A 25,160-nucleotide genomic window follows, 5' to 3' on the forward strand; every position below is an offset into this window, starting at 1 on the left:
CTTGTTGTTTGAGGAATACAAAAGCGTGTCGTATGGGAGGGGAAATCATGTCCGACACTCAGGGAAAAAGAATGCGTCTCGAACTGTTGATGAAGCAGGCGGAAATGCCGCCAACCGTGGTTGATCCGTATTTTCTCGATGGATTTATCGATCAAGTGGAAGTCAGCCGCTCCAATAAAGAATGGAAAATAACGCTTTGCAAAAGCACGCTTGTTCCGGGCCAGATCTATCGCACCTTTTACTTACGGATTAAAGAGCGGATGGAGCATATTGCGAACATCTCTTTCTTATTCCGCTACGAGAACCAGATTAGCGAGAGCGAGATCGTACAGGAATATTGGAAACTGTTCCTGGAGTGGGTGCAGCGGGAGGTACCGTCCGTCAACGGCTGGATGGCTCGGGCGTCGCTCGAAGTTGAGGGAGATCTGATTTCGGTTGCTTTCACGGATGCCATGACATTGGAATTAGCCCGAAAAAAAGGGATTGATCGTGCGATCACGGTATATTATGAAACCCACTTCGGTTTAAGTCTTCGGGTTAAGCTGATTTCTGGTGAGAACAGCAACGAAGTGTTTGAAGAATTCCAGCAGCGGATCGTCGAGGAGAATCGCGAAGCGATCCAGCAGCTGATGGAGAATGTACCTGAGGAAGCTCCGGCAGAAGAAGTGGACGGAGAAGTTATCAAGTTGCAGATTGGTTACGACATCAAAGAACAACCGGTACCGCTTCAGGAGATTCAGGATGAAGAGAAGAAGATTACAATTCAAGGCACAATCTTCGGCCTGGACCGTAAAGAGCTTCGCAACGGGAACACGCTGTTTACTTTTTACCTGACCGATTTTACCGATTCCCTGCAAATGAAAATGTTTGCCAAGACCAAGGATGATTTGAAGATCATGGGGCAGTTGGCGAACGGCAAATGGGTGAGAGCCCGCGGTAAAGTTGAAATGGATCGCTTTATGCAAATTCCCGAGCTGGTTATGATCCCTTCCGATCTTTGCGAAGTTTCTGCGCCCCCGTCCCGGAAAGATAATGCCGAGGAGAAGCGCGTGGAATTCCATCTTCATACAACAATGAGTACGATGGACGCCGTTACTCCAATTGGAGAATATGTCAAAACGGCGGCGAAGTGGGGACATAAAGCAATTGCCGTTACGGATCACGGCGGAATTCAGTGTTACCCGGACGCGGCCAAAGCGGCGAAGAAGAATGGAATCAAAATGATCTATGGAGTGGAAGCCAACGTTGTCAACGACAATGTGGCGGTCGTCCTTAATCCTCGTCCCGAAGATTTAAAGACGACGACCTTTATCGTATTCGATATCGAGACCACCGGTTTGTCGGTTACTCAGAACAAGATCATTGAAGTCGCTGCCGTCAAAATGAGCGAGGGCAAAGAAATTGACCGGTATGCCACCTTCGTCAATCCGCATGAGCGTATTCCGTATCATATTCAGCAATTGACGAACATCAACGATGAGATGGTTCAGGATGCTCCCGATGTGGAACCGGTATTGAAGGATTTTATCGAGTTTGCCAAAGATTCGGTACTCGTGGCTCACAATGCCCGGTTTGACGTGGACTTTGTGAACGCGAAACTGAAGGAGCTCGGCCTGCCTGTCATGGACAACCCGGTGTTGGATACGCTGGAGATGGCCAGAATGTTATTCCCTTCTATGAAAAATCACCGCTTGAACACATTGGCGGCTAAATATAAAGTTTCGCTGGAGAACCATCACCGTGCGATCGACGATACGTTGGCGCTGGGACAGATTTTAAACGGACTCATTGAGGATGCCGCAAAAATCGAAGGGATCACATCCCTGGAGCGCTTGAACGACAAGGTCGGCAAGGATTTATCCAATGCCCGCCCGTTCCACTGCGGGATTTATGCCCTCAATATGACCGGCAAGAAAAATTTATATAAATTGGTGTCGATGTCTCATACTCAATATTTTAAACGGGTCGCCTGTATTCCGAAGTCCAAGCTTGCGGAAATGCGCGAAGGCCTGCTCATCATTTCGGGATGTGAGAAAGGCGAATTTTTCGAGGCGGTGCTGAACAAATCGGTGGAGGAAGCCGAAGGAATCGCCGAGTTTTACGATGTGCTGGAGATCCAGCCGCTGACAATGTATATGCACCTAGTAGATAAAGGGCTGGTCGGGAGCGCAGAAGAGCTGCAGACGGCCGTTTGTAAAGTAGTGGAAATCGGCGCTAAGTTGGGTAAACCGGTGGTCGCTACGGGGAACGTTCACTACCTGGATCCGCGCGACAAGCTATACCGGGATATTACGATTCACGGAATTACCGGCTTCAGCCCGCTAAAAGATATCCGCAAACCCGATGCTCATCTCCGCACAACGGACGAAATGCTGAAGGAGTTTGAGTTCCTGGGCAAGGAGAAAGCCTATGAGGTCGTCGTAAAAAACACCTCCGATCTGGCGGATTCCTTCGAGGATCTTGAACTGTTTCCGGACAAGCTGTATACCCCGATTATCGATGGGGCGGATGAAGAAATCCGTAATACCTGTTATGCGACGGCAAGATCCATTTATGGGGAAGATTTGCCAGATGTAGTCGTCAAACGTCTTGAGAAAGAGCTGGAACCGATTATCAAATACGGATTCTCGGCCAACTATCTGATTTCCGAACGCTTGGTGAAAAAATCCAACCAGGACGGCTACCTCGTCGGCTCGCGGGGATCGGTCGGTTCGTCGGTTGTCGCTACATTCCTTGGCATTTCCGAAGTAAATCCGCTTCCGGCCCATTATATTTGTTTGAATCCCGAATGCCGGCATAATGAATGGTTCCTTGACGGCAGCGTGCCGAGCGGATTCGATTTGCCGGACAAGGATTGTCCGAACTGCGGAAACAAGCTGAAGGGAGAAGGGCAGGATATCCCCTTCGAGACATTCCTTGGCTTTAAAGGCGACAAAGTACCCGATATCGATCTTAACTTCTCCGGGGAATACCAGCCTCAAGCGCATAATTATACCAAGGTGTTATTCGGGGAAAAGAGTGTGTTCCGTGCCGGAACGATCGGTACGGTCGCCGAGAAAACCGCATTCGGATTTGCAAAAAAATATGAAGAAGAACACCACAAGAGCTGGCGCGGCGCCGAGCTCAACCGGCTGGCCTCCGGCTGTACCGGCGTGAAGCGCAGCACGGGGCAGCATCCCGGCGGGATCGTGGTCGTTCCGGATTATATCGAGGTCGAAGACATTACGCCGGTGCAGTATCCGGCTGATGACACGAGTTCGGAATGGATGACCACGCATTTCGATTATCACGCGTTTGACGCGAATCTGCTCAAGCTCGATATTCTGGGCCATGACGACCCGACAATGATGCGGATGCTTCAGGATTTGACTGGCGTCGATCCGACGACGATTCCGATGAACGATCCGAAGGTTATGAGCATGTTCAACTCGACGGAAGCGCTCGGCGTTTCGCCTCAGCAAATCCGGACACCGGTTGCCACTTACGGAATTCCCGAAATGGGAACCAAGTTCGTCCGCCAGATGCTTGTGGAATCACAGCCGTCTTCGTTTGCGGATTTGCTGCAAATATCAGGTCTGTCCCACGGTACCGGCGTATGGCTGGGAAATGCGCAGGAACTGATCAAGAACGGAACCTGCAACATCAAAACCGTGATCGGTTGCCGGGATGACATTATGCTGTTCCTGATCTATAAGGCGGGCATGGATGCCGGACTGGCTTTCAAAATTACGGAGAGTGTTCGTAAAGGGAAGGGCTTGTCGCAGGAATGGATCGATGAGATGAAAAAGTGCAAGGTGCCTCAGTGGTACATTGACTCTTGCCTGAAGATCCAGTACATGTTCCCGAAAGCGCACGCCGCGGCTTACGTTATCTCTGCGGTGCGGACAGCTTTCTTCAAGCTGTATCATCCGATCGAGTATTACGCGACTTACTTCTCGGTCCGCGGCGAGGATTTCGATATCGAGCTGTTCTGCCAGGGGTATGACGCGATATACCGCAAGATCGAGGAGATCGAGCAAAAAGGCTTCCAGGCGCTGCCGAAGGAAAAGAATATGCTGCCGATTCTCGAGATGGCGCTTGAAATGACATCGCGCGGCTTCCGTTTCAAGGGAATCGACCTGTACCGTTCCGATGCGACGAAATTTATCGTCGACGGCGACGCGCTCATCCCGCCGTTCTCCGCGCTGGCGGGTATCGGCGACAACGCCGCCCGTAACATCGCGGCGGCGAAGGAGCAGGGGGAGTTCCTCTCCATCGAGGATTTCCAGCAAAAGTCCAAGGCGAGCAAAACGGTCGTCGAACTGCTCGGTACGATGGGCTGTTTCCGGGGGCTGCCGGAAAGCAACCAGCTATCGCTGTTTTAGCCCGGCGTAAAGGCGTTTTACTTGTCACTATTACCGGACTATGTTATAATTTTTTTGGTAATCATGAAGATAGAACCGTTGCTTAAAGAGTGGGGAAACCCACTCTTTACTCTTTGGTATATAGGAAAGAACCATATGGAGGTAATGTACGCTTGAGCACACCGAAGATCAAAGCGGCCGTGGAAGAGATGGTCAAACCTTTTTTGGATGAGAACGGCTTTGAACTGGTCGACGTCGAGTACGTCAAAGAAGGGAGCAATTGGTTCCTGCGCGTATTCGTGGATAAAGACGGCGGCATCGATATCGATGACTGCGGTCGGATCAGCGAATTTCTAACCGAGAAGCTGGATGAGAACGATCCGATTCCATCAGCTTATTTTCTGGATGTGTCCTCCCCCGGGGCGGAACGTCCGTTGAAGAAGGCGGAGGATGTATTAAAAGCCGTCGGCAAAGATGTATTTGTGACTACATATGAACCGGTAGACGGCTTGAAAGAATTCGAAGGCCGGCTTCTTTCTTTTGAAAATGAGGAGCTTGTCGTCGAAATCGGCAAAAAGAGCCATACCATTCCATACAGCAAAGTTGCCAGCGCCAGGTTGGCCATTATTTTCTAAACAAGGTATTGAAACGTAGGGGATTATGAAAGGGGGAACTCGAGGCAAATGAGCATGGATTTTATCGAAGCCTTGAATGAGTTGGAAAGGGAAAAAGGGATCAGCAAAGATATACTGTTCGAAGCGATTGAAGCTGCTCTGATCTCCAGTTACAAGCGCAACTTCAATACAGCGCAAAATGTGCGCGTGGATATGAACCGTCATACCGGTGCAATCAAAGTCTTCGCCCGTAAACTCGTGGTGGAAGAAGTGCTTGATCCGCGGACGGAAATCTCGGTGCCGGCGGCACGCGAAATCAATCCGGGCTTCCAACTGGAAGATATCGCGGAAATTGAAGTGACGCCGCGTGATTTCGGGCGTATCGCTGCCCAAACTGCCAAGCAGGTCGTAACGCAGCGCATCCGCGAAGCGGAGCGCGGGTTGATCTATAACGCGTTTGTGGAAAAGGAAGAGGATATCGTTACGGGGATCGTTCAGCGCCAGGATATGCGCAACATTTTCGTCGATTTGGGCAAGGTTGAGGCTCATCTTCCATTGAATGAGCTTATGCCGAACGAGAAGTTCAAGCACGGCGACCGGATCAAGGCATATATCACCAAGGTGGAGAACACGACGAAGGGTCCGCAAATTTTGTTGTCCCGTACTCATCCCGGTTTATTGAAACGGTTGTTTGAACTGGAAGTTCCTGAAATTTTCGATGGCGTTGTAGAGATTCGTTCCGTGGCCCGCGAAGCGGGTTTTCGTTCGAAAATCGCCGTATATTCGCGCAACAGCGAAGTGGATCCGGTCGGCTCCTGCGTAGGGCCTAAAGGCACTCGCGTGCAAACGATCGTGAATGAGCTGCGCGGCGAAAAGATCGACATCGTCCGTTATTCGGAAAGCGTCGAGGAGTATGTGGCAAATGCGCTTAGTCCTTCCAAGGTTCTCGAAGTTCAAGTGTTTGAGTCGGAAAAAATGGCCCGCGTCATCGTGCCTGATTACCAGCTCTCGCTGGCGATCGGGATCAAGGGACAAAACGCCCGTCTGGCCGCGAAACTGACCGGTTGGAAAATCGACATCAAGAGCGAAACCCAGGCGGAAGAGGAATTCGGAAGAGAAAGAACCGAACAGGATGAAATGCCGCAGGATTCCGTTTCCGTCGACTAACTCTAAATGGACTTGGGAGCAAGAAACGGGGGTCTTTTAAATGAAACCTAGAAAAATACCGCTTCGCAAATGTGTGGCATGCCAACAGATGATGCCCAAAAAGTCCCTGATCCGCGTCGTCCGTTCGCCGGAAGGGGAAGTATCGATCGACCTGACCGGGAAGAAGTCGGGACGGGGCGCATATCTCTGCGGGCAAGTATCTTGCTTCAAGCTTGCGCATAAGAACCGTGCGCTTGACCGTGCATTGAAGGCTCCTGTAGGGGCGGAGGTATATGAACAGTTGGCGCGCGATTTCCTGGCGGTGGAGGATGAATTCATCTCCACCCGGGACCGGACCGAGGAGGAAGGCGACGATGAGTAAGGCGTTGAATCACCTCGGCCTGGCTACGCGGGCAGGGAAGCTGGTTACCGGAGACGAACTGGTTCTGAAAATGATCCGTTCCTCCGAGGCAAAGCTGGTTATTGTTGCCGGAGACGCATCGCCCAATACACAGAAGAAATTCCGCGACAAATGCGCAACGTACGAAGTCCCCTTGATGATCGGTTTTGACAGGGAACGGCTCGGTTCCAGCGTTGGAAGACCGGAACGGGTTGTACTTGCGCTGACGGACCAAGGGTTTGCCGATATGATTACCAAAGAAATCGTGAAAACGTCGGAGGTGGAGTATATTGAGTAAACAAGAAAACAAAGATAAACTCAGGGTGTACGAATATGCCAAATCGCTCAATATGAGCAGTAAAGAAATCATTACCATTCTTAAGCGTCTTAATATTCCGGTCAATAACCACATGAGCGTTATGGAAAATGACTCTGTATCTCGTGTGGAACAATTCTTTAAGGATATTAAGAGCAACGCCGCTGCCAAGAGAGAAGGTTCCGGACGCGCTGAAGCTCCAGCTAAATCGTCGGCCCAGGCTTCCGCAGGAGGAAGTCAGACACCGAAAACATCCGCCGGGGAAGGAACCGGCCAGCGTGGAGTTCAAGGCCGAAATGTCCAGGAGAACCAAGGACAAGGCAATCGGGCGACCATCAACCAAGGACCAAGCAATCAAGGACAAAGTAACAACAAAAATCAACAAGAAAAGCAGGTAAGCATGAATAATAGACCAAATAACAACAACTCATCGGCTGCCACGAGCAGCACCCAAGCCACTCAGGAAAGAAATAACCGCCCATCCGGCGGCAACCATTCGTCCCAAGGAGCCAGACCTCAAGGTCAAGGCTCAGGACAGAATTCCAACCGCAGTTCTCAACCGAACCGCGGGCAAAACCAAGGAGGCGCGCCACGCAGTGATGCTCCTCGTTCGGGGAATGCAGGTCAGCGCAGTCCGCAACCAAACCGCAACGCTTCTTCAGTCAACAATAGCGGCGGAGGCAACTTTGGCGGAAACCGCAGCCAAGGCGGACAAGGCGGCCAAGGTCAGGGTTTCAAAAAAGGAAATAATAATAACAACAACAGACCGAACAAAGGCTTTGACGATAATCGCCAGGGCGGATACAAAAACAATCGTGGCGGTAAAGGCGGTCGCGGCGGAAGAGGCGGATACAACCAGCAGCCTCCGCGCGAGAAAATCGACAACACGCCTAAGAAAATTATCGTTCGCGGAACGATGACGGTCGGCGAAACAGCGAAGCTGCTTCACAAGGATGCTTCCGAAGTCATTAAGAAGCTGATCTCTCTCGGCGTTATGGCTACGATCAATCAAGAGCTTGATATCGATACGATTCTGCTTCTTGCCGGCGATTTCGGCGTAGAAGTCGAAGTGAAGATTCCGGTTGAAGATGATCGTTTCGAAACGATCGAGGAAGTGGATGAAGAAGCAGATCTGTTGGAACGTCCACCGGTTGTAACGATCATGGGTCACGTTGACCATGGTAAAACAACATTGCTCGATGCTATCCGTTCGACGAACGTTTCCGGCGGCGAAGCCGGCGGGATTACCCAGCATATCGGTGCTTATCAAGTTGAAATCAATAGCAAGAAAATCACGTTCCTGGATACCCCGGGTCACGAAGCGTTTACGGCAATGCGTGCCCGTGGTGCCCAATTGACCGACATTACGATTATTGTAGTGGCAGCGGACGACGGCGTTATGCCGCAGACGGTTGAAGCGGTGAACCATGCCAAGGCGGCTGGCCTTCCGATTATCGTAGCCGTGAATAAGATTGACAAGCCGGATGCTAATCCGGATAAAGTGAAACAAGAATTGACCGAGTATGGTCTGGTTCCGGAAGAATGGGGCGGAGAAACGATCTTCGTCAACGTTTCCGCCAAGCAAAGAATGGGCCTTGAAGACCTGCTTGAAATGATTCTGCTGGTTGCAGAGGTCAATGAATATAAAGCAAACCCTGACAAACGCGCTCGCGGTGCCGTCATTGAGGCCGAGCTCGACAAGAGCCGGGGTCCGGTTGCCCGTATCCTGGTGCAGCACGGCACTCTGAAAGTCGGCGACGCATTTGTGGCAGGGAATAGTTTCGGCCGCGTCCGGGCAATGGTAAATGATAAGGGACGTCGTCTCAAAGAAGCGGGTCCTTCCACGCCGGTGGAAATCACCGGTCTGAATGAAGTTCCGCATGCCGGCGATCCGTTCATGGTATTCGAGGATGAGCGTAAAGCTCGTTCCATCGCCGACAAACGGGCGATTACCCAACGTCAATCCGACCTTGGAGCCAATACCCGCGTAACGCTTGACGACTTGTTCCGTCACATTAAAGAGGGCGAGATCAAGGATCTGAACGTCATTATCAAAGCGGACGTACAAGGTTCGGTCGAAGCGCTCAAGAGCTCTTTGGAGAAAATCGAAGTGGAAGGCGTCCGCGTGAAAATTATTCACAGCGGTGCCGGTGCCATTACCGAATCCGACATCATTCTTGCCGCAGCTTCTAATGCGATCGTCATCGGCTTTAACGTCCGTCCGGACAGCCAGACGAAAGCAACGGCAGACCAAGAAAAAGTCGATATCCGTCTGCACCGCGTTATTTATAACGCGATTGAGGAAATCGAACAGGCGATGAAGGGCATGCTGGATCCGGTGTACAAAGAAACGGTCATCGGACACGCCGAAGTCCGCAACACATTCAAAATCAGCAAAATCGGAACGATTGCGGGTTGTATGGTTACTTTGGGCAAAATTTCGCGCGCTGCGGAATGCCGCCTGATCCGCGACGGCATCGTCGTATTCGAAGGCAAAATCGACTCGCTTAAACGGTTTAAGGATGACGCGAAGGAAGTTGCGCAAGGTTACGAATGCGGTATTACCCTTGACAATTATAACGACCTCAAAGAAGGCGACGTTATCGAAGCGTTCATTATGGAAACCGTCGAACCGAAATAAGGTGAGGTGTCACACATGGCCAAAAATCGTACCGGCCGCGTAGGCGAACAGATCAAAAAAGAACTCAGTGTGCTGATCCAGAGCGGGCTCAAGGATCCCCGCATCGGATTTGTCACCGTGACCGGCGTTGATGTGACGAGCGACTTATCACAAGCCAAAGTATATCTGAGCGTGTTTGGGGATGAAGAGACCAAGCAGGCTTCATTGAAAGGTTTGGAAAAGGCAGGCGGCTTTTTGCGGACTGAGCTCGGCAAACGGATACGCCTTAGACACACGCCTGAGCTTATTTTCAAGATCGACGAATCGATTGCCTACGGCAGCCGAATCGAGAAGCTTCTTGGAGATATTTCGCACGAAGATGAAAATTAGATTTTAAAGGAGACGGCAATGCAGACCAATGAACGGGAGTTCCGGCAAGCGCAGCAGTTTTTGACGGAGCATGATCATTTCCTAGTAGTGTCGCATGTACAGCCGGACGGAGACGCAGTCAGTTCTACCCTTGTGGTGGGCTGGCTTCTCTCATGTCTGGGTAAAAATTACGTTATGGTCAACGAAGGGCCAATTCCGAAAAGGATGGAGTATTTATCCGAATCGGAACAGATCGTTGATCTGTCGCAGGCTCCGCTGACCGAGTCCCATAAATATGTGATTTGCGTAGATTGCGCCGATTTCAAGCGGACGGGCAAGAGCAGCCTCCATTTTTCCGAAGATGCCCAGATTCTCAATATTGACCACCATCCGACCAATGACGGATACGGGACTGTTAATCTGATCGTTCCAAATGCGGCGGCAACGGTTGAAATATTGTATGATCTGATCCGGTTTATGAATCTGGAGATGAATCAGAACGTGGCAACTGCCATCTACACCGGGCTTTTAACCGATACCGGAGGATTCCGCTATTCGAGTACATCGCCCAAAGTAATGGAGATCGCATCAAAACTGCTAGAATATGGCGTAGATGGGCCAGGCTTATCGGAACTGCTATTGGAGCAGATGACCCTGCCGCAGCTTAAGCTGCTGACACGTGCCCTTAACGGGCTGCAAATCAGTGAAGATGGTAAAATCAGCTGGGTATCCGTCGATGATAACGATATGGAGATTACGGGCGCAATCCATGAGGACCTCGAAGGAATCGTGAATTACCCCCGTAACATTCAAGGCGTTGAGGTTGGCCTGTTGTTTAAAGTAATCAACGAAAACGCAGTGAAGGTAAGTATGCGTTCAGCCGGAAAGGTCGACGTGGCAAGCGTAGCCCAAAGCTTTGGCGGCGGTGGACATGTCCGTGCAGCCGGCGCACGCATCGAAGGAACTTTGGAAACCATCGTACCGCGCGTGATTGAGCAGGTGAAGAAGCAGCTATGAATTCTTACGAAGGCATCCTGCCGATTCTAAAGCCTGCCGGCTTTACATCGCATGATGTCGTGGCCAAAAGCCGCGGCATTCTTAAGATGAAACGGATCGGGCACACCGGGACTCTGGATCCTGCGGTAACCGGCGTTCTTCCTCTGTGTCTGGGGCGGGCGACCCGTATGGTCGAGTATTTGCAGGAGCTGCCCAAGGAATATGAAGCTACGCTAATTCTTGGTCTGGCTACGGATACGGAAGACATGACGGGAAACGTTCTGGAGCGAATGGAGCAGGTCTCCGTAACTGAAGCCGAGGTTCGGGAAGTGTTAGCGAAGTTTGTAGGAACTATCTCGCAAATTCCACCGATGTACTCAGCCCTGAAACAGGACGGCAAGCGCTTATACGAACTGGCCCGTGAAGGTAAGACCGTGGAGCGCCAGCCTCGTGAAGTAACGATTCACGAGTTGGAGCTGCTCTCGTTTATACCCGATCCAGTACACCCTAGAATTTCTTTTCGTACCTTGTGCTCCAAAGGAACTTATATCCGTACATTATGCGTTGATATTGGCAAAGCCTTGGGCGTTCCCGCAGTCATGGAACAATTGAAACGGACCATGTCGGCCGGTATCCGGGAAGACCGTTGTCTGACCCTGGAGCAATTGTCCGAGCAAGTGGGGAATGGAACTTTGGCTTCAGGACTGATTCCGGTAGATGAAGCGGTGAATCATTTGCCCGCGCATACGGTGCAAGAGGAGAAGGTAAAGGCCGCGTTGCAAGGCCAGCGCTTGTCCCATTCCGTAGTTCATCCGTCAGCAACTCCTGGCGATACTATCCGGTTATATAGTCCTGAACAGCAGTTTTTAGGCATATATCGTGCCGATGAGACCACCGGCGCCGTGACACCGGTAAAGGTTTTTCTTCCCGGACAATAATTTTATAATGATCTAAATCTAGCGAATCCGCGTAAATTGCAGGTGAGACGATTTTGGAAACGATACACTTAACTTATCCTTTGACAGCCGAGACTATAGCCGACACGGCTAGACCTCAAATACTGGCGATCGGCCAGTTCGACGGACTTCATTTGGGCCATGCCAGCGTTATCGAAACAGCGATTCGGCTTGCGGCGGAGGCCGGTCTTCCGTCTGCGGTCATGTCCTTTCATCCGCATCCGAAGGAAGTCATGAAAAAGGGCGACTATGAAGGTTACCTGACCCCGCCGGAAGAGAAGGAACGAATTCTTCGCGGTATGGGCGTGGATTACTTATATGTTGTGGAGTTCAACGATGCCTTTTCGCGGGTCAGCCCGCTCAATTTTGTTTGCGGAATGCTCCTGCCGCTGCAGATCCAGACCGCTGTAGTCGGCTTCGATTTCCGGTTCGGGTACCGCGGGGAAGGGCATGCAAGCATGCTCAGAGAACTGAGCGAAGATTCGCTGGAATTAAACATCGTACCGCCGTTCCTGATTGAAGGTGAAAAGGTCAGCAGCTCGGACATCCGCAAAGCTTTGCAGGAAGGCAATGTCCGGCTCGTTGAACGCTGGTTGGGTCGTCCTTATGCGATGAAGGGAACGGTTATGCACGGAGAGAAGCGCGGCCGGAAGCTGGGTTTTCCGACGGCAAACCTGCAGCTGGATGAGCACTTTGTGCTGCCGGCCAAGGGGGTTTACGCCGTTAGAGCAAACTATGGCGGCACTGCTCTCTCAGGCGTCATGAATGTTGGCGTCAAGCCGACTTTTCATGACAACGTCTCCCGACCTTCCCTCGAAGTCCATTTATTCGACTTTAACGGTCAGCTTTATGGGGAGTCATTGCTGGTGGAAGTGATCGATTTTATTCGTGAGGAGCGTAAATTCAACGGAATCGATGAATTAATTGCGCAAATTACGAGGGATGCCGAAACCGCGAAGCAATTACTGAGTTCCTCAGATTAGGCTTGTCTTTGCGGCATTTACTTTTATAACTGATCTGTGCTATACTAATCTACGTTGTTCATGCGGGACTTCCGCATAGACACGGGTAACCTTGGCTTGGTTACCGGTCTCACCGTCCGGTTACTAGGCTAACGGCGATTTGATTATAAGGAGGTGAACAGGATGGCATTAACTCAAGAGCGCAAACAACAACTGATTGAAGAGCACAAGACTCATGAATCCGACACAGGATCCCCAGAGGTGCAAATTGCTATCCTTACGGAGAACATCGTGAATTTGACGGACCACTTGCGTACGCACAAGAAGGACCATCATTCCCGTCGCGGTCTTCTGAAAATGGTTGGTCAACGCCGCAAGCTGTTGGCTTACTTGAAGAACAAAGACGTTAAACGTTACTCCGCTTTGATTGAGAAGCTCGGATTGCGTCGTTAATTTGCTTTTGTTTGACCAAAGCAGCCCGGTTGCCGCTGGTTCCGCCGATAAAGCGGACGGCGTGCCGCTGGGTTGCTTTTTAAAAAGCTGGAAATGAATACGTTTTTGCAGCGTCGTAAAATCATCTTGGAAGCTCCTGCCGGGGCTTTTGTTAGCTTAGATGATCAGTCCCTTGAATTAAGCTTCTTACTAATGTTAGCTGGAAAACCTCCATCTAATTCCGCCAAAGACTCCGGATATTCGTATAAAGCAGGTAATTAGCGGGAGGTTTTCCAGTTAATCGGGGGAATTTGAAGATACGCGCTGAATTAACGGTATGTTTCCAGCTAATTGTTTTTGCTTCAGCCGATAAAGGTGAACACATACACGATTCACAGGACGGCTGGACTTTCACGAACGCCGCAAGGCGTTTTCTTGGTGTGTAGAAGGATATTTTTGTGAGGGACAAGTCTTTAGAATTAGCTAAAACCTTTCCGCTTGATAATCTATGTTTATGAATGTGATGAAAGCAGGAAATAATGAGACTTGTACCGAACTGTTAATTGTGACAAGGAGGGATTTCATGGAAAAACATGTAAAAATGCAGTTGGGGGGAAGACCTCTTATACTGGAAACCGGACGTTTGGCTAAACAGGCGAACGCTGCAGTAATGGTACGATACGGAGAAACCGCTGTATTGTGTACAGTAACGGCTTCGGCGGAACCTAAAGACCTTGATTTCTTCCCGCTTACAGTCAATTATGAAGAAAAGTTGTATGCCGTAGGTAAAATTCCCGGCGGCTTCATTAAAAGAGAAGGACGTCCGAGCGAAAAAGCGATTCTCGCCAGCCGCTTGACCGACCGTCCGATCCGGCCATTGTTCCCGGAAGGATTCCGCAATGACGTACAAATCGTCAATCTCGTAATGAGCGTGGATCAGGACTGCGAGCCTGAAATCGCCGCTATGATTGGTACCTCCGCAGCGCTGAGCATTTCCGACGTACCTTTTAACGGCCCGATCGGCGGAGTAGCTGTCGGTCGTGTGGACGGACAATTCGTTATCAACCCGAATATCGCCCAGCAGGAAGCCAGCGACATTTATGTCGTGGTTGCAGGTACTAAAGACGCGATCATGATGGTGGAAGCGGAAGCCAACGAAGTTCCGGAAGAAGTTATGCTGGAAGCGATTATGTTCGGCCATGACGAGATCAAGAACATCGTAGCTTCTATTGAAGAACTGGTTGCCGTAGCTGGTAAAGAGAAGATGGAAGTGAAGCTGCACGCTGTCAATGAAGAAGTAAACCGCGAGGTTCGCGAGTTTGCCGAAGCACGACTTGTGGAAGCTGTTAAAATCGTTGAAAAGCATGAGCGCCAGGATGCGATCGACGTAATTAACGATGAAACGGTAGCCCATTTTGTGGAGAAGTACATAGAGTCTCCTGAACTTCTTGGCGACGTGAAGGAAGTGCTGCACGACATCGTCAAAGAAGAAGTGCGCCGCCTGATTACGCATGATAAAGTTCGTCCTGACGGACGGAAGCTGGATGAAATTCGTCCGATCGAGTGCGACATTAACCTGTTGCCGCGTACGCATGGATCCGGTCTGTTTACCCGTGGTCAAACTCAAGCGCTCAGCATTTGTACGTTAGGAGCTTTGGGCGATGTGCAGATTCTGGACGGCATCGATTTGGAAGAATCGAAACGGTTCATGCACCATTATAATTTCCCTCCGTTCAGCGTAGGGGAAGCTCGTCCGCTCCGCGCTCCTGGACGTCGTGAAATCGGACATGGCGCACTCGGCGAAAGAGCGTTGTCCAAAGTAATTCCTCCGGAATCCGAGTTCCCGTATACGATTCGTCTCGTATCCGAGGTGTTGGAATCCAACGGTTCGACTTCGCAAGCCAGCATTTGCGCCAGCACGCTGGCAATGATGGATGCTGGTGTTCCGATCAAAGCGCCGGTAGCCGGTGTGGCAATGGGCTTGATCAAGGACGGCGAGCATGTATCCATCCTTACTGACATTCAAGGAATGGAAGATCATCTCGGAGATATGGACTTTAAAGTGGCCGGTACATCGGAAGGTGTTACTGCCATTCAAATGGACATCAAAATCGACGGTATTGACCGCCAGATTCTGACCGATGCCTTGTCTCAAGCTCGGGAAGGCCGCATGTTCATCCTGTCCAAGATGATGGATCGCATTCAAAAGCCGAAGGAACATTTGTCTCCTTATGCGCCTAAGATTATGATCATGAATATCAACCCTGACAAAATCCGCGACGTTATTGGTGCCGGCGGTAAAATCATCAATAAAATCATTGAAGAAACCGGCGTGAAAATCGATATCGAGCAAGATGGACGAGTATTCATCGCTTCTACCAATGAAGAAATGAACAACAAGGCCCGTTCGATTATCGAAGGCATCGTGAAGGAAGTCGTTGTTGGAGAAATCTATGTGGGTACCGTAAAACGGATCGAGAAATTCGGCGCTTTCGTAGAGATTCTGCCGGGTAAAGACGGTCTCGTACACATTTCCCAGATTTCTACTGAGCGCGTGGCTAAAGTGGAAGATGTGTTAGCTATCGGGGATACCGTCACTGTAAAAGTAACTGAAATCGATCAGCAAGGTCGGGTTAATCTTTCCCGCAAAGCGGTATTGACCGCTGAAACGGAGAAATCGCCATCCTGATTTCTTGCATCATGGTCTAACGCAAAAAAGAGGCAGAATGAAATATTTCTGGCTCTTTTTTATTTTTGACTCCTTTGTATTTTGCTTACAGAAGCGTGTGTGTTATGTGATTCTATTAAAATGGGGAGTCGAAGTTCCCCTTGTCCGCATAAATGCCTGCTTAATCTCATAAGATGAGGACAAAACCCTCTGAAGGGATGAGTCTGTCATGAATCGGAAAAAGGTCGCTTTGGTATTTTTTTGCATGATTCTGGTCTTTGTGCTTGGGCAATTTACCGGAATCCATGCTTTCGTAGATGGCGGAGGCCGGCAGGATCGCGGCCAAGACGCTTTCGGAAGATTCGCGGACAGTCGGGGAGAAGGTGAACTCCTGGCTAAGATCAAGGAAGAGGCAGCCAAGCGGAGGATTGAGCCGGTGGATGCAGTTGTTGATCGGGTTTGGCGGGCGATTCCCGGGTACAACGGTCTGGAAGTTGACATTGAGAGCACTTACCAAAAGGCGCGATTAAAGCCGGAAGGTACGGAAATTGAATATGTGTATAAGGAAATCAAGCCTAAGATTAACCTCGATGATTTGGGAGCTCACCCGATTTATCGGGGGAACCCTAACAAGCCGATGGTCGCTTTTATGATCAACGTCGCTTGGGGCAACGAATATATCGTTCCGATGCTTGATACGTTAGATGAGGCCAAAGTGAAGGCGACTTTCTTTTTTGATGGAAGCTGGTTGAAAAAGAATGCCGATATTGCGCTGGAGATTCAAAAACGCGGCCATCAGCTTGAGAATCATGCTTATTCGCATCCTAACATGAGTCAACTGGACGACAGCAGGGCCAGGCTTGAAATTTCTAAAACGAAGGATGTACTCAAGGAGAAACTTGGGGTAGACAACCGTTGGTTCGCTCCTCCATCCGGAGACTTTAATGACCGGACCGTTCGTCTGGCCGCCGAACAAGGTTTAAAAACGGTGTTGTGGACTGTAGATACGATCGATTGGCGGAAGCCGCCAGCGGAAACGATTATATCTCGAATCTCAAGCAAAGTAGAGCCGGGTTCGCTTATCCTTATGCATCCCACAGCTTCCTCGCGAGATGCGCTTAAGGGGATGATTCAGGTCATCCGTAAAAAAGGACTTCAGTTAGGAACTGTAGACGAAACGCTGTCAAGTGACCGGGTGGTTTTGCCGGGGAGTTGAGGATTCGGTGTTTTTTTGATAGGATATTGTTGCATTTGATTCCTTTCGAAGATAGTTTTACTGCTATGCATTTTATTCAGTCAAAGCTAGCTAGAACATAAGCAGAACTTTTAGGAGGGCCATTCGTGAATAAAACGCAACTAAAAAACGGCCTTCGGGTGGTTATGGAGAAAATACCGACCTGCCGCTCGGTGTCGTTCGGCATATGGGTAAAGACGGGTTCCCGTAACGAAACGCCTGAAATGGGCGGTATTTCGCATTTTATCGAACATATGTTGTTCAAGGGTACGGATCGGTTCAGCGCCAAGGATATCGCCGAGGAATTCGATGCCATCGGCGGTAACGTGAACGCCTTTACGTCCAAGGAATATACATGCTATTACGCCAAAGTACTGGATGAGCATTTACCGATCGCGGTGGATGTGCTCTCGGATATGTTTTTCCGTTCTTTGTTCGATGAAGAAGAATTGCGCAAAGAGAAGAATGTAATCGTAGAAGAAATCTCAATGTATGAGGACACCCCTGACGACATGGTCCATGACCTGCTCGCGGAAGCGGCTTATGGCAGCCATGCGCTTGCTCTGCCCATACTTGGTACGGAAGAGAAGTTGCAGGCCATGGGTCCGGCGGATCTTCGCAAATACATGAACGAGAAATATACGATCGAGAATACGGTAATCGCCGTCGCGGGTAATATCGATGATTCAATTCTTGAGCTGCTCGAGAAATATTTCGGGGATTTTGCAAACCGGGGGATAGCCGATATTTTGAGTGCTCCCGATTTTCTCGGCGGACTCAAATTTCATCGCAAAAAGACGGAACAAAACCATATTTGCCTCTCTTTCCCGGGGCTTCCGATCGGGGATCCAAACCAATACGCAATGGTACTGCTGAACAATGCTTTGGGCGGCGGCATGAGCTCCAGACTGTTCCAGGAAATTCGCGAAAAGAGAGGCCTAGCCTATTCGGTGTATTCCTACCATAGCTCCCATGCGGATAGCGGTTTGTTTACCGTTTATGCCGGGACCGCACCTAAACAAACTAAAGAGGTGCTGGACCTGACAAAAGAGATCTTGCATGAGGTAGCCGTCAAGGGCATCAGTGAGAGTGAACTCCGTAAAGGCAAGGAGCAGTTAAAAGGAAGCTTGATTCTTAGCCTGGAAAGTACGGGCAGCCGGATGAACCGGCTTGGCAAAAATGAATTGATGCTGGGGCGCCATTATACGCTTGACGAAATGATTGCCCGCATTGAAGATGTGACTATGGATAATGTGAACGAGGTGCTCAAAACGATGTTTAACCAGCCGTATGCGCTTGCTATGGTAGGTGCTTCGGATCGTGTGCTGTCGGGAATAAGGAGAGATGAACTTGTCGTATGATGTTCAGATTCAATTAATTGCGGGAAATGAAGACATTGAGTTACCGCGCAAAATGTCGGAGCTGGCTTCAGGGTTTGATTTGTATGCTGCGGTAACCGAGGAACTGGTGCTGCACCCGGGAGAGCGTCAGCTAGTGCCTACCGGGATAGCCATCGCTATGCCCGGCGGTCTGGAGGCTCAGATTCGCCCTCGGAGCGGGCTTGCGTTCAAGCATGGCATTACCTGCCTCAACACGCCAGGCACGATCGATGCCGATTATAGAGGCGAAATTAAAGTGCTTCTGATTAATCTCGGACAGGAGCCGTTCACGATCAAGAGAAATGAGCGGATTGCCCAAATGGTCTTCCAGATCGTTCCGGAAGTGAATTTGTCCCGGGTTGACGAATTGTCGGAGACCGTCCGCGGCGCCGGCGGATTCGGCCACACCGGAACCAAATGAATCAAAAACCGTTAAGGACCTCGTCACTCAGTGACGGGGTCCTTATTTTTTTTCGCGGGAATAAGGTATTATTCGTCTCCCGGTTTTCACCACTTTGTAGGCCACGGCATAAGATGCTCTATATTGTATTGCCTGGAAGGAGTGCCGAAGTTGATGCTAACTGGCCTAACCATCGTCTTTCTGGGCGGAGACGCCCGCCAGGTGGAAGTGATTAACAAATGTGTGGAGTTGGACGCTGCGGTGCGGGTGGTTGGCTTTGAAACCCTGGACACCCCGCTTGCCGGCGTCACTCTTGAAACGCTGACCCCGGAGCTGCTTCAGGAAGCGGACGTGATCGTGCTTCCCGTAGTAGGATGTTCCGATCAGGGTGAGATACCCGCACCGTTCTCCAAAGATAATCTGGTCTTGAAGAAGGAACTGTTTTCAGCGATAAAGGAAGGTACTTTGGTTTATACGGGAATAGCCAAAAGTTTCTTGAAGCGAATGGGAGCGGAATACGGTTTTCGCTTGATCGAACTGTTGGAAAGAGATGATGTAGCGATCTACAACTCGATTCCGACGGCCGAAGGAGCGGTAATGATGGCGATCCAGAACACGGATATCACCATCCACGGCTCCAATTGCATGGTTCTAGGAATAGGGCGAACAGGTTTTACACTGGCAAGAACTCTGCAGGGTTTGGGAGCGAATGTACAGGTGGGAGTACGCAGGGAGGCCGATGTGGCCAGGGCGGTGCAAATGGGCTGGAAGCCTTTTGCGGCAACGGATTTGAACGCTTACGGAGTCGGGATTGACTTGATTTTTAACACAATTCCGACTATGATAGTCACAGCGCAAATCATCTCGAAACTGCCCCGTCAAGCAGTTATTATCGACCTTGCCTCGGCTCCCGGCGGAACGGATTTCCGGTTTGCCGAGAAGCGCGGAATCAAGGCGCTCCTTGCTCCCGGTTTGCCCGGAATCGTCGCTCCCAAAACGGCTGGAATCATCATGGCGAAAACGCTCAGTCAGTCGATTATGGAAGAGTTTCATTTACGGGGGGATGAAGAGTGAATTGGCAGGGGAAAACAGTAGGTTATGCTGTGACGGGATCGCATTGCACCTTGGCTGAGGTTATGTCTCAGATCCAACGATTTGTCGATGACGGCGCCAAAGTGGTGCCGATCATTTCGCAATCCGTACTGAGCACGGATACCCGATTCGGTAAATCGGATCATTGGCAAAAGCAATTGAAAGATATAACAGGGAATGATATCATTTCTTCAATTGTCGACGCGGAGCCGCTCGGACCTACCAAATTGCTTGATGTGCTGGCCATCGCTCCTTGTACGGGGACTACGACCAGCAAGCTGGCAAATGCGGTTACGGACAGTCCTGTCCTGATGGCTGCCAAAGCGACGCTTCGCAACGGGCGCCCGGTAGTGCTTGCGGTTTCGACCAACGACGGATTGGGCTTCAATATGGCGAACATCGCCAAATTGATCGTTGCCAAAAATATATATTTCGTTCCATTCGGACAGGATAACCCGGATAACAAACCAAATTCGCTCGTAGCGCGAATGGAGCTTGTGCCGGAAACCTGCTATGCGGCAATCGAGGGGAAACAGCTTCAGCCGCTGATCATTGAACGATTTCGGGACTGATTGAACTCATTCAAACTTTGCAAATCGACAAACTCCGAAATAACGGATATACTTTGAAAGAAATGAAAAATGGATCGTGAAACGAGAAAGAAGATATTCGGGGACGATTCGATTCAGGTTCCTTGAAACTGAACCTGTGGATCGTCTCGAATTATCTGCAAATGAACACACATTAGAACAACGGAATGAAGAACTGCTTTACTCCGCTTACTTAAAATGGAGGAATACCCATGCGCATCTTGGTGCAGAAGTTTGGTGGCACGTCACTCTCGACAAAGGAAGCCAGAGGACATGTCATCTCGCATATCCGCCGGGAACTGGATAACGGTTACCGGCTTATCGTTGTGGTTTCAGCTATGGGCCGTAAGGGGGATCCTTACGCCACGGATACTCTTTTGGATTTGATAGCTTCAGGCGGAGGCTCGCTGCCTTCGCGCGAACAGGATTTACTGCTTTCCTGCGGTGAAATTATTTCGGCAACCATGCTTTGCAGTTTGCTGCAAGAACAATCCATCAGCTCCGTCGTGCTAACCGGAGCACAAGCTGGTTTCCGGACGGACAGTCAATTCGGCAATGCCAGAATTCTGGATATGGTTCCTACAAGGGTCTTGGAAGAACTGCAGACCCATGATGTGGTCGTGGTTACCGGTTTCCAGGGGCAAAACCAGAACGGCGACTTTACTACGCTCGGCCGGGGAGGAAGCGATACTTCGGCAACGGCGCTGGGTGCGGCGCTGCATGCTGAAATGGTGGACATTTACACCGATGTGGACGGAATCCTCACCGCCGATCCGAGAATTGTAGAAGACGCCAAGCAGCTTGATTATGTCAGCTATGCTGAAATATGCAATATGGCCCACCAGGGGGCGAAGGTGATTCATCCCCGCGCCGTAGAAATCGCCATGCAAGCCGGCATCCCGGTTCGGGTTCGTTCCACATTTTCTCAAAGCGAAGGTACCCTGGTTGCCAATCCGGAAGGTTTTAAAGACGTGCAAATCGGGATTGTCGACCGTTTCGTGACCGGAATCGCCTATGTGGCTAACGTGACACAGATCAAGGTTGAAGCCGGCGGCAGCGGTTCGGACAACCTGCAGTTGCAGGTGTTTAAAGCGATGGCCGAGAATGCGATCAGCGTCGATTTTATTAATGTTACCCCGTCAGGGGCGGTTTATACCGTTTTTGACAGCGAGGCCGCTAAGGCTCGCCGGGTTCTGGACGATTTGGGACTTCATCCTCAGATTTTATCCGGCTGCGCCAAGGTATCGGTCATCGGCGGAGGCATTAACGGTGTACCGGGAATCATGGCCCGGATCGTAGAGGCGCTTACCGAACAGAAAATCCAGATCCTCCAATCGGCCGATTCCAATACGACGATTTGGGTTCTAGTGAACAAAGAAGATATGGTGCAAGCCCTACGTGCGCTGCATGCCAAATTCGAACTTGGCAAGTAGCAAGCTCCGTAGGGAATTAGTCATATATATTAAGGAGGAGACAACGTGGATTTCGGAAGATTGATAACAGCGATGGTAACTCCCTTCGATAACAAGAATGAGATCGATTGGGAACAAACCGCACGACTTATGGATTATTTGATTGATAATCAAAAGTCTGACAGTCTTGTCATTTGCGGAACAACAGGGGAGTCTCCCACTTTATCCGATAAGGAAAAATTGGAAATGTTCGCTTTTGCCGTCAAACATGCGGCCGGACGCTGTAAAATTATTGCAGGAACGGGTAGTAATAATACGGCTCATTCGATACAGTTATCGAAAGATGCCGAAGCTACCGGGGTAGATGCACTCTTGCTTGTGGCTCCTTATTACAACAAGCCGAATCAGGAAGGGCTGTACCGTCATTTTGAGGCGATCGCGACCTCAACGAAGCTACCGGTCATGATCTACAACGTACCAAGCCGGTCCGTGATCAGCATTAGCAAAGAAACAACGCTTCGTCTGGCGCAAATCCCGAATATCATTGCGACGAAGGAATGCGCTCCGTTGGAGCAGGTGGCGGGAATTGCCGCAGAAGCCCCGGAAGGCTTCAAGGTTTATTCCGGTGACGACGCATCCGCATTGCCTGCCATTTCCGTAGGCGCTTACGGCGTTGTTAGCGTAGCCGGCCATATTGTCGGCCCAGCCATGAAAGAAATGATTGAGTCGTTTGTCGCCGGGAATGTAGAGAATGCGGCAAAGTTACATCAGAAGTTGCTTCCGGTATTCAAAGGCTTATTCGAATGTCCAAGTCCGGTAGCCGTAAAATATGCGCTTAACGAATTGGGACAATCTGTTGGTTCCGTACGTCTTCCCCTGATTCCGCCAAACGATGACGAAGCGGTCAGAATCCGCGCTCTTCTTGGCTAACAGCCAAAAATATGTTTCATTTCCATAAACCGATGCCGTCTTAGAGGCATCGGTTTTTTTACGATGGAGCAAGGTAACGTTATGAAGGCGGCAGGCGGCTGACTTGTATTTTGCCAAATTAATCATGTATAATGGTTTCAAGTGACTGGGTGCGGTGATTTATTAATTAACAATTAATATAAGAAAAGCACTGATCGGTGCATTTTCATTTACAAATTATGACGTCCAAAATAATAGGAGGGTTAGATTCACTTGTCTAAAAAAATGAATACTGATAAATTGATGATCTTTGCCCTGGGCGGCGTCGCTGAAATCGGGAAGAACATGTATGTTGTCCAGTATGGTAATGACATCGTCGTTATCGATGCCGGCTTGAAATTTCCGGAAGAGGACATGCTCGGTATCGACATCGTTATTCCCGATATCACTTACCTGACGGAGAACCGTGACAAGGTAAGGGGTATCGTATTGACCCACGGCCATGAAGACCATATCGGCGGATTGCCTTATGTGCTCAGAAACTTGAATGTTCCGGTTTACGGGACAAAGCTGACGCTGGGCCTTGTCGAGAACAAATTGAAGGAAGCCGGATTGCTCGGAGATACGAAGCGGGTATTGATCCATGCTGACTCGGAGATTCAGTTGGGATCGTCGATGAAAGCCACTTTCTTTAGAACGAACCACAGTATCCCCGATTCCGTCGGAGTGTGCATCGAGACGCCGGAAGGCAATGTCGTTCACACCGGCGACTTCAAATTCGATCATACTCCAGTCAATGATCAATTTGCCGACCTGCATCGAATGGGGGAAATCGGAAAGAAGGGCGTACTTGCCCTGCTGTCGGATAGTACAAATGCCGAGAAACCTGGATTTACCCCTTCGGAGAAAAACGTAGGGATCGTGCTTGACGATATTTTCCGTAAAGCGGAACAGCGCGTCGTCGTGGCGACCTTTGCATCGAATGTGCATCGGATTCAGCAAGTCATCGACGCTGCATTCTCGACGGGACGCAAAGTAACGATTATTGGCCGCAGTATGGTCAACGTAGTATCGATCGCTTCGGAACTCGGTTATTTGAATGTTCCGGACGGCATTTTGATCGAACCTGAAGAAGTGAATAAAATGGCGGCGGACCGGGTCGTTATTTTATGTACAGGCAGTCAGGGAGAACCGATGTCGGCGTTGACGCGTATGGCGCGTTCGACTCACCGCAAAGTGGATATTTTGCCTGGCGATACGGTTATCATTGCGGCTACCCCGGTACCCGGCAATGAGAAGTATGTTGGACGAACTATTGATGAATTGTTCCGCCTGGGAGCGGAAGTTATATACAGCGGTTCCAATTCCGGAGTACACGTATCCGGACATGGCAGTCAGGAAGAGCTGAAGCTGATGCTTAACCTGATGCGTCCTAAATATTTCATTCCGATTCACGGCGAGTACCGGATGCTTCGCAAGCATGCGCTGCTTGGGCAATCGGTCGGTGTCGAACCGGAGAACATCTTCCTGGTCGATATCGGGGATATCGTTGAAATCCAAGGCGGGGTTGCCCGCAAAGCCGGTAAAGTACCGGCCGGTAATGTCCTGATCGACGGCCTCGGCGTAGGCGATGTTGGTAACATCGTTCTTCGCGACCGCAAGCTGCTGTCCCAGGACGGTATTCTCGTAGTTGTCGTAACGTTGAGCAAACAGGATGGCACGATCGTATCGGGACCGGACATCATTTCCAGAGGTTTTGTCTATGTTCGTGAATCCGAAGGTCTGCTTGATGAAGCAAACCGGATCGTCTCCAGTACGCTGGAGAAATTGATGAGCGAGAACGTAAACGAATGGGCATCGCTCAAAACAAGCGTGAAGGATTCGTTGGGTCGATTCCTGTATGAACAGACCCGCCGCAGACCGATGATTCTTCCAATTATTATGGAAGTTTGATTGGCGGCTATGACAAATTTATAACTAGGCACACAGTCGCCTCTTCTCCTGCCGGTAATATTGGACGGTTCCTTGCGGGAGAGGAGGCTTTTTGAGTTGAGTTTCAGAAGCTTATGGTAAGGGACTTTTTGGTTTGAAGTGCGTGTTCAAAAAGTCGGGTTTTCAGGACCAAGAAGGTTGGATGAAGATAGGGACTGAGTAGCGGAGCGTACATAAGGTACGTGAGCAACGGAAGGCCCGGCTGAATTCAAGATTCGACGTCGAATTTTGATCCTGATCTGCTTCGTCATGGAATGATGACTTTTTGAACAACCTCTTGAAGCTGACAGTAATTCGGCGGGAATAGAGACCGGGAGAAGGTCGGCATAC

At 50.1% G+C, this 25,160-nt stretch carries 20 protein-coding genes; all 20 read left to right on the plus strand.

The genetic code is table 11. The features are described 5' to 3' along the window. Nucleotides 1–47: 47 nt before the first annotated feature. The 20 genes from KJS57_RS06450 (at nt 48) to KJS57_RS06545 (ending at nt 24,791) form a co-directional block, all read left to right on the plus strand. Nucleotides 48–4,364, plus strand: coding sequence for a PolC-type DNA polymerase III (locus tag KJS57_RS06450; RefSeq protein ID WP_213654150.1), 4,317 nt, complete (start codon nt 48–50; stop codon nt 4,362–4,364). A gap of 152 nt (nt 4,365–4,516) precedes the next feature. Next, nucleotides 4,517–4,978, plus strand: a complete 462-nt coding sequence (gene rimP, locus KJS57_RS06455; protein ID WP_211021391.1) for a ribosome maturation factor RimP — start codon at nt 4,517–4,519, stop codon at nt 4,976–4,978. A gap of 48 nt (nt 4,979–5,026) precedes the next feature. Further along, complete coding sequence (nusA, locus tag KJS57_RS06460) at nt 5,027–6,124, plus strand: transcription termination factor NusA (protein ID WP_211021392.1); 1,098 nt, start codon at nt 5,027–5,029, stop codon at nt 6,122–6,124. A gap of 40 nt (nt 6,125–6,164) precedes the next feature. Next, on the plus strand, nt 6,165–6,485 hold the full coding sequence (gene rnpM, locus KJS57_RS06465; RefSeq protein WP_211021393.1) for an RNase P modulator RnpM: 321 nt from the start codon (nt 6,165–6,167) through the stop codon (nt 6,483–6,485). Further along, a complete protein-coding gene (locus KJS57_RS06470; RefSeq protein ID WP_211021394.1) occupies nt 6,478–6,801 on the plus strand; it encodes a L7Ae/L30e/S12e/Gadd45 family ribosomal protein in 324 nt (107 codons plus the stop codon). Before rnpM ends, KJS57_RS06470 begins: the two co-directional genes overlap by 8 nt. Then, on the plus strand, nt 6,794–9,460 hold the full coding sequence (infB, locus tag KJS57_RS06475; protein WP_213654151.1) for a translation initiation factor IF-2: 2,667 nt from the start codon (nt 6,794–6,796) through the stop codon (nt 9,458–9,460). Before KJS57_RS06470 ends, infB begins: the two co-directional genes overlap by 8 nt. Before the next feature lie 15 nt (nt 9,461–9,475). Further along, a complete protein-coding gene (gene rbfA, locus KJS57_RS06480) occupies nt 9,476–9,829 on the plus strand; it encodes a 30S ribosome-binding factor RbfA (RefSeq protein ID WP_211021395.1) in 354 nt (117 codons plus the stop codon). A gap of 18 nt (nt 9,830–9,847) precedes the next feature. Further along, a complete protein-coding gene (locus KJS57_RS06485; RefSeq protein WP_211021396.1) occupies nt 9,848–10,825 on the plus strand; it encodes a DHH family phosphoesterase in 978 nt (325 codons plus the stop codon). Continuing rightward, the gene (truB, locus tag KJS57_RS06490; protein ID WP_213654152.1) at nt 10,822–11,742 is read left to right on the plus strand and encodes a tRNA pseudouridine(55) synthase TruB; all 921 of its coding nucleotides are present in this window, start codon (nt 10,822–10,824) and stop codon (nt 11,740–11,742) included. Before KJS57_RS06485 ends, truB begins: the two co-directional genes overlap by 4 nt. Nucleotides 11,743–11,795: 53 nt before the next feature. Continuing rightward, entirely contained in the window at nt 11,796–12,743 is a 948-nt protein-coding gene (locus KJS57_RS06495; protein WP_213654153.1) for a bifunctional riboflavin kinase/FAD synthetase, read from the plus strand. A gap of 162 nt (nt 12,744–12,905) precedes the next feature. Beyond that, nucleotides 12,906–13,175, plus strand: a complete 270-nt coding sequence (gene rpsO, locus KJS57_RS06500) for a 30S ribosomal protein S15 (protein WP_076168040.1) — start codon at nt 12,906–12,908, stop codon at nt 13,173–13,175. 562 nt (nt 13,176–13,737) lie between these two features. Then, a complete protein-coding gene (gene pnp / locus KJS57_RS06505; RefSeq protein ID WP_211021400.1) occupies nt 13,738–15,843 on the plus strand; it encodes a polyribonucleotide nucleotidyltransferase in 2,106 nt (701 codons plus the stop codon). A gap of 208 nt (nt 15,844–16,051) precedes the next feature. Then, on the plus strand, nt 16,052–17,038 hold the full coding sequence (locus KJS57_RS06510; RefSeq protein ID WP_211021401.1) for a polysaccharide deacetylase family protein: 987 nt from the start codon (nt 16,052–16,054) through the stop codon (nt 17,036–17,038). 125 nt (nt 17,039–17,163) lie between these two features. Then, on the plus strand, nt 17,164–18,417 hold the full coding sequence (locus tag KJS57_RS06515) for a M16 family metallopeptidase (RefSeq protein WP_213654154.1): 1,254 nt from the start codon (nt 17,164–17,166) through the stop codon (nt 18,415–18,417). After that, nucleotides 18,401–18,856, plus strand: coding sequence for a dUTP diphosphatase (gene dut, locus KJS57_RS06520; RefSeq protein WP_211021403.1), 456 nt, complete (start codon nt 18,401–18,403; stop codon nt 18,854–18,856). The genes KJS57_RS06515 and dut overlap by 17 nt, the downstream gene beginning before the upstream one ends. A 153-nt stretch (nt 18,857–19,009) precedes the next feature. Continuing rightward, the gene (dpsA, locus tag KJS57_RS06525) at nt 19,010–19,909 is read left to right on the plus strand and encodes a dipicolinate synthase subunit DpsA (protein WP_211021522.1); all 900 of its coding nucleotides are present in this window, start codon (nt 19,010–19,012) and stop codon (nt 19,907–19,909) included. Next, nucleotides 19,906–20,499: a dipicolinate synthase subunit B gene (locus tag KJS57_RS06530; RefSeq protein WP_211021404.1), complete on the plus strand. Its 594-nt coding sequence runs from the start codon at nt 19,906–19,908 to the stop codon at nt 20,497–20,499. Before dpsA ends, KJS57_RS06530 begins: the two co-directional genes overlap by 4 nt. Before the next feature lie 230 nt (nt 20,500–20,729). Continuing rightward, complete coding sequence (gene dapG, locus KJS57_RS06535) at nt 20,730–21,950, plus strand: aspartate kinase (protein WP_211021405.1); 1,221 nt, start codon at nt 20,730–20,732, stop codon at nt 21,948–21,950. Nucleotides 21,951–21,995: 45 nt separating this feature from the next. Next, complete coding sequence (gene dapA / locus KJS57_RS06540; protein WP_213654155.1) at nt 21,996–22,859, plus strand: 4-hydroxy-tetrahydrodipicolinate synthase; 864 nt, start codon at nt 21,996–21,998, stop codon at nt 22,857–22,859. A gap of 252 nt (nt 22,860–23,111) precedes the next feature. After that, nucleotides 23,112–24,791 (plus strand): ribonuclease J, encoded by a 1,680-nt coding sequence (locus tag KJS57_RS06545; RefSeq protein WP_211021407.1) that lies wholly within the window; start codon nt 23,112–23,114, stop codon nt 24,789–24,791. Nucleotides 24,792–25,160: the final 369 nt, after the last annotated feature.

The sequence above is a fragment of the Paenibacillus vini genome, from assembly GCF_018403325.1.
Classification (GTDB): Bacteria; Bacillota; Bacilli; order Paenibacillales; family Paenibacillaceae; genus Fontibacillus; species Fontibacillus vini.